This window comes from Shewanella olleyana (genome assembly GCF_023283825.1).
GTDB classification, from domain to species: Bacteria; Pseudomonadota; Gammaproteobacteria; order Enterobacterales; family Shewanellaceae; genus Shewanella; species Shewanella olleyana.
The window spans coordinates 51804-67807 of sequence record NZ_JAKILD010000011.1; the positions used below are offsets into that span (position 1 = coordinate 51804).

Consider the following 16004-nt stretch of genomic DNA (forward strand, 5'->3'; position numbering starts at 1 on the left):
TCATATCTCAATATTTATACCCAAACAACTTGAAGATACGTGTTTCAGAGCTTCACCGTGTTTTCAATACTAGGCGCGTTAATGCGGTAATGTAGGTACCTTATAAATTAGCGCAACAACGTAGTGGGAACACGGTGAAACTCCCTGAGGGCAAGTTTTACACGCGTTTATGCTGCGTTATTGATTTTGAAAAGGGAATAACCATTACCCGCAATCAATGCCTTGCCTAAACGCGTGTAAATTCTTGCTGAAATCGAGCATCTTCAGGTTGTTTGGGTATAACGCTTTAAAAATTAACTAAGGTTTTGTAAAGGCTTAAACATGACAAAGAATACATTAAAAGTTGTTGGTTGGTGTGAATGGGCAAGGTTTCCTGAACTTGGCAATGAACGGATTAATATGAAAATCGACACCGGTGCTAAAACGTCATGTTTACATGCTTTCAGGATTAAGCCATTCATTAAAGGTGACGAAGACTGGATTAAAGTATGGATGCATCCAGAACAAGACAGTGAAAGAGAGTTAGTTTGTGAATTTGAAGTATTTGATCGCCGTCATGTAAAAGATTCAGGTGGACATATTACTAACCGTTACGTGGTTAAAACGCCGATTATCATTGGCGAGGACCAATTTGATATTGAAGTGACACTTACTCAACGCGACAACATGCAATTTAGAATGTTACTTGGACGTAGAGCGTTAGCTGGGCGCTATTTAGTTGATTCATCAGCAGCACATTTAACAGGAGTTCATTAAAAATGAATATTGCAATTATGTCTCGAGGTCCTAATTTATATTCAACTCGTCGCCTTAAAGAGGCTGCCATTTCTCGTGGTCACGAAGTACAGATTATTGACCCATTAGCGTGTTACATGAACATTAATATGATGGCGCCTAGTATTCACATGCGTGGTGAAGAGTTACCTAAGTTTGATGCTGTTATTCCTCGTATTGGCGCTTCAGTTACATTTTATGGTACGGCTGTACTACGCCAGTTTGAGATGATGGGAGTTCGACCTTTAAATGAGTCAGTAGCAATCTCTCGCTCTCGCGATAAGTTACGCTCATTGCAGTTATTGTCTCGTAAAAGCATAGGTTTGCCTGTGACTGGTTTTGCTAATAAACCTGCTGATGTACCAGATCTTTTGGACATGGTAGGCGGTGCACCGTGTGTTATTAAGTTACTTGAAGGTACCCAAGGGATTGGTGTGGTGCTTGCTGAAACACGTAAAGCTGCAGAAAGTGTTATTGAAGCATTTATGGGCTTAAAAGCGAATATCATGGTGCAAGAATACATTGCTGAGGCTGGTGGCGCAGATATTCGTTGTTTTGTGATTGGCGACAAGGTGATTGCGGCAATGAAACGTCAAGGCGCTGAAGGTGAGTTTCGCTCTAACTTACATCGTGGTGGGAGTGCTAAAGTTGTCAAACTTAGCCCTGAGGAGCGATCTACAGCGATACGAGCTGCGAAAACCATGGGGTTAAATGTAGCTGGTGTTGATTTACTTCGCTCAAAACATGGACCTTTAGTGATGGAAGTGAACTCATCTCCGGGTCTTGAAGGTATTGAGCAATCTACCGGTATTGATGTGGCTGAAAAGATTATTCAGTTTATTGAAAAAAATGATAAACCAAGCGGTACAAAAACTAAAGGGGTGGGTTAATGGCACCTAAGCGTGAAGCGTTTACAATTGGTGAGTTCAGTATTGATGCTGGCAGTCGTGCTAGCATTAAACTGCCCGCAGCAAAGCTGTATAACGACACGCCTTTAGATCTGCATGTTGAAGTTTTTCACAGCAAAAAGCCTGGCCCTGTTTTGTTGGTATGTGCGGCTATTCACGGTGATGAATTAAATGGCATCGAAATATGTCGACGATTGATCGATAAAGTGAATATTAAGACCTTAACTGGCACGCTAGTGGTTGTGCCAGTAGTCAATGTGTTCGGTTTTATTCACCAATCACGTTATTTACCTGACAGACGCGACTTAAATCGTTGCTTCCCTGGCAGTGCTAAAGGGGCATTGGCTAGCCGCTTAGCAAACTTGTTTTCAAATGAATTATTAAAGCAAGCGACCCATATTGTTGATTTACATACTGGCGCTATTCATCGGGATAATTTCCCGCAAATACGCTGTGATACAGATGATGAAGCCATGATGGCAATGGCCACAGCTTTTGGTGCGCCAGTGATTATGGACTCAAAAGCGCGCGAAGGTTCGATGCGTGGCTATGCGAATGAGCTTGGTATTGCTTGTATTTTATATGAAGCAGGCGAGGCACTTAGGTTTAGTGAGCTTGCCATAAAATCAGGACTAACTGGCGTACTTAATGTGATGCGTCATTTAGGAATGCTTAGCAGTAAACTCAAACCTACGGCCTCAATCAATGCGAGTCGTAGCTATTGGCTACGAAGTGAGTCAGATGGTTTAGTGAATATAAAGCGTAAAATTGGCTCTAGAGTGAGCAAAGGTTGCGTATTAGCCAATGTCGTCAATCCATTAGGGGGTGAGTTGTCACAACTTAAATCGCCGACCGATGGTATTATTATTGGCTTGAGTAATATTCCTGTGGCAAATGAGGGTGAAGCGCTATTTCATATTGCGCAGTTTGTTGGTGATGACATTGAAATTGCCAATGAGCATTTAGATGAGTTTATCTCTACTTATGCTTAATGATGGTTTTTATATATTGCATTAACAAATAGCATTAACATATGACATTCATATATGGCATTTGTATAGTTAAGCGTTAGCAAAAACAAACACAAAAACAAGCACGGATCAAACACAGAAAGTCACAGGCTGAACAGATTAGTTTTTCAACCTGTGACTTTTTTATTGCTATAACTTAAACCTTTCTACTGATGTACTTAACGAGTGGGCTAGTTGATTTAGCTCTTCACTGCGCATTGCCATCTCACTTGATTCAGTTGCATTTTGCTGCGCTGTTTCTGTGGTTTCTGCCATCGTTGCCTCAATTTTTTCACTATAATTAAGCTGCTCATTTGATGCTTGGCTTATGCGTTGGCTCATACTACTGATGGTTGTTAAGGCTTGCTCGATTTGCTCAATTGCATCATTCAAACTTTGGCTTTGTGAGACACAATCTTTTGCTTGTTGCTGTCCTTGGGAAATGGCGCTGACTGCATTCTGGGTTTCGTGCTGCAGAGCGCTAATCATAGTTTGAATTTCTGATGTAGATGATTGAGTGCGTGAAGCTAAGGAGCGAACTTCATCAGCAACCACAGCAAACCCTCGCCCATGCTCACCAGCTCTTGCAGCTTCAATAGCTGCATTTAGCGCCAGAAGGTTAGTTTGCTCAGCAATAGCACTAATGGTCACTAGGATCCCGCCAATATTATCGCTGTGATTGCTTAGTGAAGACATAATACCCACCGAATCATAAAGACTTGTCGATAAGGTTTCGATACGCTCACGATTGGTGTTAGCAATGACTTTAACTTGACCGCTTTGTTCTGAAGCGCGTTTAATTTGTTCTTCAGCATCAAAAACTTGGCTGTTTACAGTGTCTGAACTGTGGTGAATATGTTCAGCAAGTTGTTTAGCTTGCTCAATTTGCTGTATTTGGTTGTCTGCTGATCGGGCAATTTGCTGACCTTGCTTTTGTGACTGAGTGGCAGACTTATCAAGTAAAATGGCATCTTTATGAATATTTTTAAGTAATAACGCTAAATCATCAGAGAGTTTATTAATGTTATCCATCAGCAAACCAAACTCATCTTCATTTCGTTTAGTTAGGCGTTTAGAAAGATCGCCACTGGCAATGCGAGATAATGCTCGGTTGACCGCTGTGAGTGGTCCAAGCATGGCTTTTGATGTGAAAAAGTAAATTAGACAAGCCATCACGATAAATATAACCGCCATTGAAACGGCTAATGTTTGCGCTGTAAGCACCTCATCGTCGGCTAATTGCATTAACTCGGTAAAACGCCCATTCGCCATTATCACTATTTGTTCAAGTGCTTGATTGCTGATTTCGAGGGATTTGTTAGCAGCGAGATAATTGGTTTGAGCTAGCTGTTGCTGGTTGATTACTGCTTCTTGAGCGCGATAAAGTGTTGCTGGCTCGGCAAGTAAGGTATTTATTTTTGTTAAATTGCTGTCTAAATCTTCAAGTAACGCCTTGGCAGGTAAAGTCGCAGCCTGCTGTTTAATATAAACAGAATAAGTGCTGATATTACTTAATATAATGGCGACATCCTGCTGGTGACTTTTAAGCTCAGCTAACGATGTCAGTCTTGGTAACTCCAACATAGTATTACCTAGTGTATAGAGTGCATCGTCAATTCTAATACCTGTGCCTGTCACTTCCTCTAATAACTGTAAGTCTTCATTAGGAACTTGCAGCATTTCCAAATCGATAGTGTTATTACTGGCATTGTTTCTTGCGGTAATAAACTCATTCTCTAACGTGTTAAATGCAGCTTTTGTGGTTTCAATGGCAAGTTTTGCGTTAAATAAAGCGTTAGATTGCTGAGAGTATTGCTGATAAGCATTATTAGCTGCGGCTAAACTGGCCTTCATTTGAGGTCGATGACTGACTTTATCGGTGAGTTGAAGATTAAGTTGCTGATATGTTTTATCCAACGCTTTAAATTGTTGGTAACTAGTTTGGATCTGGTTTAGGTCCGATAAGGAAAAAGCTAAACTTCCAGTTTTAGCCAGTTGTAATAGTGTGACTTGTAATTCATTTGAGTAATTTTGAACAGGTACGGCAACCGTAGCAATATTGGTATTTGCAGTTTGTATATGCGCAAGCGAGCGATAAAAGAAACTACTGCCAATGACTAAAAGTATGCCGATGGAACCAAAACCCAAAGCGATTTTTTGTTTTATAGTGAGCTGAACCATATTTCCCCACGCAAAGCTGATTATATTATTAATTATTTTTTGTTCTATCTTCAGCCATCAATAAGGTAGGCTTAACCAAAGTGACACCAAAGTGATTGATAACTATTAGTAAAGTGTAGTAGGTTTCATGCAAAAGACTTAGTTCAGAAAGCGATTAGTTATTCGACATATATTTAATTGAAAAATAAGCTTAGTTAAGGATTTATTGTGGCATTAAAAACCATTAACCAGCGCGGATACATTGGAAACATCACTCCTTCAAAAATTGTTTGTATCGGCAGAAATTACGTTGATCATATTCATGAACTTGGCAATGAATTACCAGATGATATGGTGGTGTTTATTAAGCCAAACTCTGCTATTTCTGAGACCTTGACCTCATTTCATCAGGAGCCGATCCATTTTGAAACTGAGTTGTGTTTTAAAGTTGAAAATAACCAATTTTCGGCTGTAGGTATTGGGCTTGATTTAACTAAGCGTGAACTTCAATCAAAGCTTAAAACCAAACAGTTACCTTGGGAGCGGGCAAAAGCTTTTAATGGCTCAGCAGTGTTTAGCGAGTTTATTGAATTGCCATCTGGTAACTCAAGTGACAAGTTTTGTTTTCAATTGACGATTGATGGCGAGTTAGCGCAATTAGGTCATAGCGATTTGATGATGTATTCGGAGACTGACATACAAAGTTCCATTACCGAGTTTTTAACACTAGAAGAGGGTGACATTGTGATGACCGGAACCCCCAAAGGCGTGGGCTTAATAGCTAAAGGGGCAAAGTTTGAAGTCAAACTATGGGCAGAAATAGAATATGAGTCTTTTGAGCAAATATTATCAGCCACAAAAGCTGCTACCCCTTTATTGACTCAATCTTGGCTTGCTGAATAATTAGCCTTTTATGGCAAAAGTTTAAACCTTAATGATTCGTGATTCGTGATAAAGCGGTTAAAAGTCGCCACAAGATCTATCTTTGAGGGCAAATTTGATACGAAGTCTGACGTCTAAGGTCAATCTAGTTTTAGTGTTTAAAAAGTTTTTTTAGGCCCTTATGAGGTAATACAAAATAAAAACCGATGTATAGCGTTTTGCCATAACATCGGTTGTATCATTATTGCCGGTGATTTAACCAATATACTAAACCTTAATCTTTAGCTTAATGAGCTTGGGAAAATACCTGGCTAAAAGAAGGGCGTTTGTTTATTTCAATTGGTTGGTTTAGCTTTCTTGCTAAGTCACTTGCAGCAATTAACCCTCTGATATGATGTAAATCCTGATCAATGACTAACATGTGGTGTAAATTATTTTCTTGCAATAATCGTACTATATCACTGACTTTAGCGGTCGCAATTTGATTGTAATCGAATGCTTGTAACTCTTCTCTAGGCACCATAACCTCTGTGACTAATAACTCATCAATAGTCAACATTAACCGCTTAGCGGTAAGCATTAGGTTGTAGTGTGATAATTCTTTCTGGGTAATAATACCAAGGAATCTATCATTTTTATCAACGACTAAACGCATATACGCATGGGTCATTTCCATGATTTTAGCTGTACCAACTGCACTGGTTGATGCGTCAACAATAATGGGTCTAGATACATCAAAATCAGTAAAAATATCTAAAGCAGATGAATCTAAACTTGGTGTGGCTGGTTTTGATGACCATAAAAGATGATCGATAGATGCAGTACTAAATAGTTCTAAATTTCTCATGGGGAAAACTCCGTTACAGTATTAAATAGCTCAGGGCACTGAACATAGCTTTGGTTAAACTTGCTACCGACAACGCAAAATAAAAATATAACCTTATCGGTATGACTACTGGTGCTTGACTTAATTATTGCATCAATAAAACCTTAACCTTGAATACACACCATAGACCTGTAAAGGCAACTGATGCAAGTAGATGAATAACATTTAATTTAGGTTAAGTTATTGCTGTTATTGTTAAATTTTGTGCTAACCTTTCATTGGTTAATAGTCTTAATAAGGAAGTTTAATGACAACTAAACAAGTCGATACAAAAGAAGGTTTGTCGAAGGAGTTCAAATTTTTGCTAGCAGGTACGCCTATTAACATTGATATTTTGACCCCTGCAGGACAAAAAGGACGCTTTAGAACGATTTTTATTGGCTATTTACCAGAACAATTCATATTAATTCAATTTCCTGAAAACAATAAGTTAGGTAACTTTGGCCAATATATTGTACAAGGGAATGAGGTTATTGTTCGTGGATTAGTAGAAGGCCATGAGGCATCTGTGATTGCTTTTTCTACCACCATAAAGCAAACCTTAAGTACTCCCACCAGAATGATGGCACTTAATTTCCCTGAAAAAATGGTCATTCATAACTTACGATCAACTAAGCGGGTATTAACGGAACTTGATGCAATAGTTAAAGCCAGAGATCAGCCTTTGCAAGCAATGTTAACTGATGTTTCATTGACAGGTTGTCACTTAGAGGCGAGTGGAGGGGCTGAAGACGAACTGATTGAAGGTGAAACCATTAACATTACAGTCAATGGGGAAGATGAAGCCCAGATATCGTTAGAAGCCAGAATTTGTAATGCAAAAGTTTCTGATCAAGGTGTTGAGTTAGGGTGCCAGTTTATCAGTGAGCAAGAAGCGCAAATTGAAAAAATTGTTCACTTGGCGTTATTAGCCGAGAAATAGTTTTTTTAAAGAGACCAAGTTAAATGCTGTTAAATAGTCAGTTTACTAAACATAGATGTATACCCAAACAACCTGAAGATGCTCGATTTCAGCAAGAATTTACACGCGTATAGGCAAGGCATTGATTGCGGGTAATGGTTATTCCCTTTTCAAAATCAATAACGCAGCATAAACGCGTGTAAAACTTGCCCTCAGGGAGTTTCACCTTGTTCCCACTACGTTGTTGCGCTAATTTATAAGGTACCTACATTACCGAATTAACGCGCCTAGTATTGAAAACACGGTGAAGCTCTGAAACACATATCTTCAAGTTGTTTGGGTATATATCTTGGTGTGACAGAGATTGGAGAAGTAATAAAAAAGACGACAAGTAAATATGACTTTGTCGTCTTCGTACTGATGGCGATTTAAATATCAGAATATGAACATTTATCTTGGCGATTTTTAAGTTTTAGGTTTAAGACTTAATGCATTATCAATATCTTGCGCACTATATCGATTAGCGAGCTGCTCCCACTCTTCTCCCCATGAGCGATTTACGATTCTTCCTCGTTCAACTGCTGGGCGTTGCTCGATTTGTTTTGCCCACCGTAGTAAGTTCGGGTAGCTTTCAACATCTAAAAACTCGGCAGCATCGTATAAATTTCCTAATACTAAATTGCCGTACCAAGGCCAAGTTGCAATATCAGCGATACTATATTCGTCACCTGCAAGATATTGATTATTAGCAAGCTGTTTGTCTAACACATCCAACTGACGCTTAGCTTCCATTGAAAAACGATTAATTGGATATTCAAACTTTTCAGGGGCGTACGCGTAGAAATGACCAAAACCGCCACCTAAATAAGGTGCAGCGCCTTGTAACCAAAACAACCAATTCATCACCTGTGTTTTAGCGGCTAACTCAGTTGGTAAAAAGTGACCAAACTTTTCAGCTAAGTAAACTAAAATGGCGCCAGACTCGAATACATTAATTGGCGAATCTGTGCTGTTATCCAATAATGCAGGGATCTTAGAATTTGGGTTTACGGCAACAAACCCTGAGGAGAACTGATCGCTGTCACCGATATTGATCATATGGGCATCATATTCTGCCTCAGTAATTCCAGCTGCAAGCAACTCTTCAAGCATTATGGTGACCTTTTGGCCGTTAGGTGTGCCCATTGAATAAAGCTGAAGTGCATGCTTGCCAACCGGTAAATCTTTATTAAAGCGAGCACCAGAATCAGGGCGATTGATACTTGCCCACTTACCGCCATTTTCATCTTCCATTTGCCACACTTTTGGTGGAGTGAACTTATTAGTCATTGTAAAACCTCATTAATATGAAACTAGTAAAATTTATATATCGAATATCATGGGACGGTGCTGTTTACGCTAGCATAACGCTATAAAAACAATATTAGGGCAAATATTAAGTATAAAAGCCTTAATAATAAAATCGTTTAGTTGCTTTAGTTATTGCTAACGTTTTTAAAGAATAAGTCAAATAAGCTTAAAGAGATAAGGTGCCACAATGGAGCCAGCTTAAAGGATAATTTGAAATTATCTATTTTACTTTTGGGAGTTAAGAGTTAAGAGTTAAAAGTTAAAAGTTAAGAGTTAAGAGTTAAGAGTTAAGAGTTAAGAGTTAAGAGTTAAGAAAGCTAGCCCTAAACAGCAGGCTAGCTTGGGGGAAATCTTGGCCGAAGATGTATTAGAGTGATGATTTACCTTGCCCTTTCTATCGTTTGTTTCCAAAACTGTTTAGACAGGTGACTGGTTTTATTCGACAGTCTATTCATTTGCTCGCACTTCACTTGTGTATTTTCTGTTTGCGTCAGGCTTTGATTTGAAAGCTCATCAATTTGTAAAATGGAGCGACTAATTTCTCCTGCAACAGTGGTTTGCTGGCTCATTGCTGCAGCATTTAACTCAGCCATTTCTTGAATGCGATTGATAGATACGAGTAGTTTATCGAAAGCGCCATCAGCTTCTTCAGCAAGGGCGACTGAAGTGTCAGCTTGTCGTTGACCCGCTTCCATGGCTTCAGTGGTTTTTTTAGTGCTTTGCTGAAAATTAGACACGATATTCTCAATTTCTGCCGTTGAGTCGCTGGTTCTTTTTGATAACTGTCTCACTTCGTCGGCAACTACAGCAAACCCTCTGCCGCTTTCACCAGCTCTTGCAGCCTCAATAGCGGCATTTAAGGCAAGTAAGTTGGTTTGCTCTGCGATACCTTTGATTTCGCCTAACACGCCTACAATTGACTTACTATCACGTTCAATCGTGTTAACCACTGTAGAAAAGTGAACGACTTCTTTTCGTAGCTCGCCAATTGAGCACACCACTTTAACCATACTGTTATGGCCTAAATTAGCTGCGGTCTGACTTGTGGTGATTTCTTGGGCGGTTTGTCGAGTGTTCTCGTTAACTTCGGCAAAGCTGGTGGTCATCTCTTCCATTGCCGTTGCTGCTTGGCTAGTTTGTTGTGTTTGTTCCTGAACTCTTTCACGGGTGTTAGCAATCGTTTCATTTAGCTGCTGGCTTTCTTCACTAATTGATGTGGCTGAATCAGCCATACGTCCAACGACACCGCCCATTTCAGTGACAAGGTAATTTAATGCCAAATCAATTTTGCCGATTTCATTTTGACTGGATGAGAAAATGCCGCAAGCAATAGGATCATCAATAATATTGGTGGCTTTAGTTTCAAGATCTTTAAGGGGTCTTGTTAGAAAATAAATCCCAAAACCTGCTAGTAACGGGATAAAAAATGCTGCAACTAGCGTTGGCATTAATAACGAAGAAATAACGCCAATTAACGAGATAAACACTGCCCATAGGCAGAGTGCACCCGTAAAGCTAAATAGTGGTGGTGTTATCGCTGCAGGCTCTTTACCTTCATTAAGTTGTTGGTAGATGCTTTCTGCTGATTTGATATGTGCCGGACATGGTTTACGTCTGACGGATTGAAGTTCATGTAAACGGCCATTTTCAAAAACTGGTGAAATATACGCATTCACCCAGTAATATTTACCCGTTTTGGTTTTATTTTTAACAATGCCACACCATGGGTTGCCACCTTTTACACGATCCCAAAGGGCTTTAAATGCAACTTTAGGCATATCTGGGTGGCGAACAATATTATGTGGCTGTCCATGTAGCTCTTCGGTGCTGTATTCTGAGATATCGGCAAATGCTTTATTGGCGTATTTTATGTTGCCATTTAGAACTGTGGTCGACAAAAGAATACAATCGTCAGTTAGCGCTTGTTCAATATTGTTGTTAGCCTTGATTTGACTCATAAAAAATATAACCACATTAAAAATAATGAGGCATAGTGCCTTAGCTAATAAGACTCATTATTGATATAGGTCAAAAAATGTTAACGTATTATTTTTGTTGGTAAAACTGAGACTTGCTTACCGGTTTTTATTGTTAGTTGTTGATTAAAGTGGCTCACTTTAAATATGTGTTTATCGATGGTATTTTTTTATGCTCTCGTCATCAAGTTTGATTTTTTGTAGTAAAGTTTGAAATCTCTTATCTAATTTGTATTGAGAAAGTCTTGGATCTTGGCGTGTGAAAATTAAACAATTCGAGTGGTATTCAACTGCTTCATTTAACAGTGAAAAGACTTTATCAGTCTCATTAAGTAGCGCATATACAATGGCTGTTTCGTAAGGGCAGGTATATTGTACAAGTGCTTCGGCTTCGACAATCAGCTCTTTTGCTCTAGTTGCTTTACCTGAAGCGGCATAAGCTTGAGCAAGGATAATTAAAGAGTATGGCGATCGATTACTTATAGAAACGCCTTTTTGAGCCATGTTTAAACTCTGTTCATAATTCTCTGAAAGGTATTCAGCTACGGATAAACTTAAAAATAAATAAGCAAAATCTGGTAAAAGATATGACTTCTTTCTCCCCCAAGATTTAGCTAAATCTATTTGATTATTCATAAGTAATGCCCACATTCCCCAATCTGCTATCTCCATATTTAATGGGTCTAATTCATCGGCTCGCAATAATGATTTTTTTAATCCCTCAATATTGCCCATTGCTGAATGGTAAAGGGTAAAACCTAGTTCAGTTAAAGCTAAGTCAGGGTCTTTCTCTTGAGCTGCAATTAACATTTTCCAAGCTTGTGGCCATTGCCAAGCATGGACATAAGCAAGCCCTAATGACGATATGGCTTCAGATGCATTAGGCGTTATTGTGATGACCTCAGTGGCTGAAGAGATGACCTCTGGTAATACATCCCTTGGAATATCAAATGTGACCATGGCAATCCGATATGCATTAGCTTTAGCTATGTATGCATCTGTAAAATTAGGGTCTAATTGAATTGCAGCATTGAAAAATTCGATGGCTTTATGAGTCGCTTTACCAGTCATTAATGATTGTTGATGTTGCCCCTGGACATATAATTTATAGGCTTGCATATTTGAGGTCGGGGCACTGACTAAAGTATTAATTTTTTTAGACGTTAACACTTTTTGTAAGGAGTTAGACACTGAAGACGCAATATTATTTTGAATCGAAAACTGGTTTTGATTATTTAGTTTAATATCAAAGCTTCCATCCCATATCAGCTTACTATCCGTTAGATTTTCGAGCTCTACAGAAATTTGAAATTGTCCGTTAATGCCTTCCTTGATCATACCGTCGAGTACAAATTGTGTATTCGGAAGTTGTTCTTTAATAAAGGAGCGTGTTTTATTGTTTTTAAATGTGAAGGCTGTTGGTGGCGGGACTGTGCTTATATGAGGCACTTTTCTTAAACCCTGAATAAGCTCACGCGTTATTTGTTCAGCAAAAGGCTCCCATTTTTCTGGAGTTCGGCTAGAGACGGAAATGGGTAGTATCAATAAATATGGTTGGGTTAATATTGGTTTTGGCTGGGCTATTTTCCAAAATATGGCGAGTAAACAAATACAGGTGAAAGCAATCAACATTACTTTTAAATTTACATAGCTAGTGACGGTTGAGCCGGTTGAGTCGATGACGGGAGAAGAAAGTGTCATTGAATCAAATTCATGTTCAGTTTTTTTTGTTGTGACGTTATTCTGTAACTCTATGTTTTCTTTGTGTATAATAGGTTGGTTGCTAGCTGAATTTACAATTGTGACTACTGCTATAAATTGATAGCCTCGTGTGCGAATAGTTTTAATTACATTTTGTTGTTCACCGTTATCTCCAAAAAGTTTTCGAGCACTTTTTATATGGTTACTTAATGTTGTATCAGTTACATTTCGCCCATGCCAAATGTTTTCGAGTAATTCTTCTCGAGAAATCAATCGCTCTCTGTGTTGAATAAGGTAAATGATGAGATCAAACACTTTGGGCTCAACTGATAATAACTTTCCAGTTCGCCGTATTTGATATTGAACTAAATCTATTTGTAAATCATTACATTGGTAAATCACACTCAATCCCTTATCGCGTGTAACCTAATGTTTAACTGCAGTTAAACATTGTTGATGAGTAATACATTATCAAATGGTGATGCAATCGTTATCAAACCTTCAAGTAGAGCATTGGAATATTGGCTACAAATAAAGCTGAGTTCATTTTGAAAGGAAATTTAAATGCCTACTCCACTTGAAATCCTGATTGATCCGATATCAATCATCCTATTGCTAATTTTGTGTTCGTTAGCACTTGTTGAATTTTTATCGCCAGCTAGACCTTTGCCAAAAGTCAAAGGCTGGTTAGCTAAATCACTTTTATGTTTTATTTTTTATTTCTATCTATCAAGCTACTTACCCCTTATATGGGATCAATATTTACTGCCATTTCAATTGTTCGATTTACAACACATGAACCCTTATATTAGTACCATTATCGCGATCTTTGTATTTGAACTGCTTATTTATATTTGGCATAGAACTATGCACAAGGTGAATTTTCTATGGCGTTCGTTTCATCAAATGCATCATAGTGCCGAGCGGTTAGATAGTATCGGTGCTTTTTATTTGAGTCCACTTGATATGATTGGGTTTACTTTTGTTGGTTCTTTAACGCTGGCATTAGTCATTGGACTTTCGCCACAAGCCATTAGTTGGTTTTTATATATCACGATGTTTTTAGTTGTATTTCAGCACACCAATATAAATACTCCGCAATGGGTTGGCTACTTTATACAACGCCCTGAAAGCCATTCGGTTCATCATGAGAAAGGGGTGCACGCCTATAATTATTCTGACTTGCCGATTTTTGACATCATGTTTGGTACTTTTAAAAATCCAGTTGGTTTTGTAGATGAGTGTGGCTTTTATGCAGGGGGATCTGATCGGGTGGTAGATGCTTTATTGTTTAAGGATATTGCTAAGCAAAAAACTGTTAGTTATGGAAGCTAATGAGTGGTTAAGCTTTAAGGTAACCGTGTGGGTAGGGTAAGCCATGTCTTTTGAGCGGTATGGAGTGATTTAAATAAGGCATTTTACAATGCCTTATTATGGTGTTATTTCATTAACGCCACAGCTTCTATATCTAGTTCGATATCAGTGCAGCCTTTTGCACAATATATGCCTGGTGCTTTATCACTTGATTTAGCTTTGTTTGAGTTTGGCGGCAATTGCAAAGTGAGTGGTTTTTTACACTCGCTACATTCAGCGCTGTTGCCTTTTAGCATACGTTTGATCAAGTTTTTATGCTGATTAAACGAGGCTAGTGTTGTGCCATTTACCGCTGAAAAATCTAACTTTTGGGTTTCGCTCATACTGTTACCTAACTGCAAACTAAATATCAATGTGCCACTCATGTTGAGTGAGTGGCACAATAGTAATGGTTAACTTGATCGCAATATGGCAAGAATTACAGCTTATGCCAAAACTAACCGCTCAGTTACTTAACCTGATCTAGCGGGCTCCAGCGTTGTAATTCTACCGGCAGTGCCACGCCTTGAGCAGTTAATAAGTTAACGCGGGCTTGATAAGCTGCGCCATGCATCAAGTGTTTGGCTAAGTCTACCGCATTTCGCTGGGTATAATCATCTAAATAGCTGCCTTTTGCCCATTCATTGAACGCACCAAGTGCTGGACCTGCCCAAATTTGATAGTCCATTTCACGGCCGACTTCACCCGAATTTGACCAGCGGCTTGATAAACCTAAGTACCAACGGAAAATCAGTGCCATTTTACGTTTAGGGTTACCTTCTGCACGTTCGATTTGCTTAGGGTCGCGCTCGTTAAAGTGCGCCACAGTGCCTGCCCAAATATCATCAAGGGTTGAACGGAAAACTTGTTTCTCTAGTTTTTCACGTTCTTCAGCTGGAATCGCTTCAATTGATTCATAACGGGTGTAAATCTCATAAAGCTTGTTAGCACGCATTGGGAATAGTGTACCGCGCTTAACGACTTGAAGTTTAACGCCCATTTCAAACATATCAGCAGCAGGTGCCATGGTGACATCGGCCATTTCTGTCGTGGCAAGTAACTTACGGGTATGTTCACTGGCGCCAGCTTCAACACACGCTTGGTTGATTGAACCGGTAACGATATACGCTGCGCCCATGTTAAAGGTCGCTAATGCTGCATCAGGGGTGCCGACACCGCCGCCACAACCAACTCGAATAGGGGTTTTGTATTGGTACTCGGCTTGAATTTTGTCTTTAAGCGCCAAAATTGTTGGCAATAGCGTCACTAATGGACGGTTATCAGTATGACCACCAGAATCAGCCTCTGCTGTCACATCATCTGCCATTGGTACTAATTGTGCCAGTTCCATTTGTTCAGGGGTAATCAGCCCTTCATCAACCAGCTTTTGTAGCATTTTAGCGGGAGCTGGTTGCATGAACTTACTAGCCACTTCGGTGCGGCTCACTTTAGCAATAACCTTGTTGGAAATAACCACTTCACCTTGGGCATCACGGCTCAAACCTGCAGCGCGGTAATAGACAATTTGCGGGGTTAAGCCTAAAAATGCAGAAGCTTCAACCGTGCGCACTTTATGTTTTAAAAATAACTCAACACTGCCACGTTCTAATGCTGGCTCACTTGGGCTATGGATTAAGTTAAACATGTATGGGCCATTTGGCAGTGCGGTTTGAATGCGGTTAATGGCTTGTTCAACACGTGATGGAATTAATCCAGCTGCACCAAATGAACATAAAATACCGGCTTGACCTAGTGCAATTACCAGCTCTTCAGATGAAATACCATTGGCCATCGCCCCAGCATAGTAGGCGTATTTTACACCGTGAACGCGGCGGAAGTTACTGTCGCCTAAGCTTTGAGTGCCTAGTGCTGGCGCAAATGCGCTAACAGGTAAGTCTTGCTGACTGTTAATGCTTTCAGTCACTACTTGGGCGTGTTGAGATACACCTAAGCCTTTTTCAGGGTGGTTAATTAAATAACAAGCCTGAGTCAGTTCTTTTAGTTTTTTACCGATAGCGGCATGTTCAAAGCTGGCATCACTTGGGGCTACTTGCCAAGGCCATGGAGAAAGCTTTTCGTTTTGAGTGCTAATAGTCATTATTA

13 protein-coding genes are annotated in these 16004 nt (G+C 39.4%); 6 read left to right on the forward strand and 7 right to left on the reverse strand.

Annotated features, from left to right (window positions below):
* Positions 1–321 precede the first annotated feature (321 nt).
* Genes L2735_RS09600 through L2735_RS09610 form a run of 3 tightly spaced genes read left to right on the forward strand, consistent with a single transcriptional unit; the run spans position 322 to position 2674 of the window.
* Entirely contained in the window at positions 322–756 is a 435-nt protein-coding gene (locus L2735_RS09600) for an ATP-dependent zinc protease family protein (protein WP_248984489.1), read from the forward strand.
* A 2-nt stretch (positions 757–758) separates the two neighbouring features.
* Positions 759–1664: a 30S ribosomal protein S6--L-glutamate ligase gene (rimK, locus tag L2735_RS09605; protein WP_248984490.1), complete on the forward strand. Its 906-nt coding sequence runs from the start codon at positions 759–761 to the stop codon at positions 1662–1664.
* Entirely contained in the window at positions 1664–2674 is a 1011-nt protein-coding gene (locus L2735_RS09610) for a succinylglutamate desuccinylase/aspartoacylase family protein (protein ID WP_248984491.1), read from the forward strand. Before rimK ends, L2735_RS09610 begins: the two co-directional genes overlap by 1 nt.
* A gap of 168 nt (positions 2675–2842) precedes the next feature.
* Here L2735_RS09610 and L2735_RS09615 read toward each other — a convergent pair whose 3' ends face one another.
* Positions 2843–4873: a methyl-accepting chemotaxis protein gene (locus tag L2735_RS09615; protein ID WP_248984492.1), complete on the reverse strand. Its 2031-nt coding sequence runs from the start codon at positions 4871–4873 to the stop codon at positions 2843–2845.
* Between the two features lie 207 nt (positions 4874–5080).
* Between L2735_RS09615 and L2735_RS09620 the strand changes: the two genes are divergently transcribed.
* On the forward strand, positions 5081–5755 hold the full coding sequence (locus L2735_RS09620; RefSeq protein ID WP_248984493.1) for a fumarylacetoacetate hydrolase family protein: 675 nt from the start codon (positions 5081–5083) through the stop codon (positions 5753–5755).
* Positions 5756–6020: 265 nt separating this feature from the next.
* On the opposite strand, the gene L2735_RS09625 is transcribed toward L2735_RS09620, so the two are convergent.
* The gene (locus L2735_RS09625) at positions 6021–6581 is read right to left on the reverse strand and encodes a CBS domain-containing protein (RefSeq protein ID WP_248984494.1); all 561 of its coding nucleotides are present in this window, start codon (positions 6579–6581) and stop codon (positions 6021–6023) included.
* 286 nt (positions 6582–6867) lie between these two features.
* Between L2735_RS09625 and L2735_RS09630 the strand changes: the two genes are divergently transcribed.
* The gene (locus L2735_RS09630; protein ID WP_248984495.1) at positions 6868–7542 is read left to right on the forward strand and encodes a flagellar brake protein; all 675 of its coding nucleotides are present in this window, start codon (positions 6868–6870) and stop codon (positions 7540–7542) included.
* 444 nt (positions 7543–7986) lie between these two features.
* Here the strand turns inward: L2735_RS09630 and yghU are convergent, their stop codons facing one another.
* The 3 genes from yghU to L2735_RS09645 all read right to left on the reverse strand — a co-directional run bounded on the left by yghU (position 7987) and on the right by L2735_RS09645 (position 12950).
* Positions 7987–8850 (reverse strand): glutathione-dependent disulfide-bond oxidoreductase, encoded by an 864-nt coding sequence (gene yghU, locus L2735_RS09635; protein WP_248984496.1) that lies wholly within the window; start codon positions 8848–8850, stop codon positions 7987–7989.
* Positions 8851–9251: 401 nt separating this feature from the next.
* The gene (locus tag L2735_RS09640) at positions 9252–10829 is read right to left on the reverse strand and encodes a methyl-accepting chemotaxis protein (protein ID WP_248984497.1); all 1578 of its coding nucleotides are present in this window, start codon (positions 10827–10829) and stop codon (positions 9252–9254) included.
* Between the two features lie 171 nt (positions 10830–11000).
* Positions 11001–12950, reverse strand: coding sequence for a winged helix-turn-helix domain-containing protein (locus L2735_RS09645; protein ID WP_248984498.1), 1950 nt, complete (start codon positions 12948–12950; stop codon positions 11001–11003).
* Positions 12951–13112: 162 nt separating this feature from the next.
* On the opposite strand from L2735_RS09645, the gene L2735_RS09650 reads away from it, so the two are divergent.
* Positions 13113–13883, forward strand: a complete 771-nt coding sequence (locus tag L2735_RS09650; protein WP_248984499.1) for a sterol desaturase family protein — start codon at positions 13113–13115, stop codon at positions 13881–13883.
* Positions 13884–13987: 104 nt separating this feature from the next.
* On the opposite strand, the gene L2735_RS09655 is transcribed toward L2735_RS09650, so the two are convergent.
* Together L2735_RS09655 and pfaD are read right to left on the reverse strand one after the other, a co-directional pair.
* Positions 13988–14245: a hypothetical protein gene (locus tag L2735_RS09655; RefSeq protein WP_248984500.1), complete on the reverse strand. Its 258-nt coding sequence runs from the start codon at positions 14243–14245 to the stop codon at positions 13988–13990.
* A gap of 125 nt (positions 14246–14370) precedes the next feature.
* Positions 14371–15999 (reverse strand): eicosapentaenoate synthase subunit PfaD, encoded by a 1629-nt coding sequence (gene pfaD / locus L2735_RS09660; protein ID WP_248984501.1) that lies wholly within the window; start codon positions 15997–15999, stop codon positions 14371–14373.
* Positions 16000–16004: the final 5 nt, after the last annotated feature.

What these genes read in the sequence shown, in the direction of transcription:
- L2735_RS09600 (WP_248984489.1), top strand. Translation starts at nt 322, where the DNA reads ATGACAAAGAATACATTAAAAGTTGTTGGTTGGTGTGAATGGGCAAGG.
- rimK (WP_248984490.1), top strand. Translation starts at nt 759, where the DNA reads ATGAATATTGCAATTATGTCTCGAGGTCCTAATTTATATTCAACTCGT.
- L2735_RS09610 (WP_248984491.1), top strand. Translation starts at nt 1,664, where the DNA reads ATGGCACCTAAGCGTGAAGCGTTTACAATTGGTGAGTTCAGTATTGAT.
- L2735_RS09615 (WP_248984492.1), bottom strand. Translation starts at nt 4,873, where the DNA reads ATGGTTCAGCTCACTATAAAACAAAAAATCGCTTTGGGTTTTGGTTCC.
- L2735_RS09625 (WP_248984494.1), bottom strand. Translation starts at nt 6,581, where the DNA reads ATGAGAAATTTAGAACTATTTAGTACTGCATCTATCGATCATCTTTTA.
- L2735_RS09630 (WP_248984495.1), top strand. Translation starts at nt 6,868, where the DNA reads ATGACAACTAAACAAGTCGATACAAAAGAAGGTTTGTCGAAGGAGTTC.
- yghU (WP_248984496.1), bottom strand. Translation starts at nt 8,850, where the DNA reads ATGACTAATAAGTTCACTCCACCAAAAGTGTGGCAAATGGAAGATGAA.
- L2735_RS09640 (WP_248984497.1), bottom strand. Translation starts at nt 10,829, where the DNA reads ATGAGTCAAATCAAGGCTAACAACAATATTGAACAAGCGCTAACTGAC.
- L2735_RS09650 (WP_248984499.1), top strand. Translation starts at nt 13,113, where the DNA reads ATGCCTACTCCACTTGAAATCCTGATTGATCCGATATCAATCATCCTA.
- L2735_RS09655 (WP_248984500.1), bottom strand. Translation starts at nt 14,245, where the DNA reads ATGAGCGAAACCCAAAAGTTAGATTTTTCAGCGGTAAATGGCACAACA.
- pfaD (WP_248984501.1), bottom strand. Translation starts at nt 15,999, where the DNA reads ATGACTATTAGCACTCAAAACGAAAAGCTTTCTCCATGGCCTTGGCAA.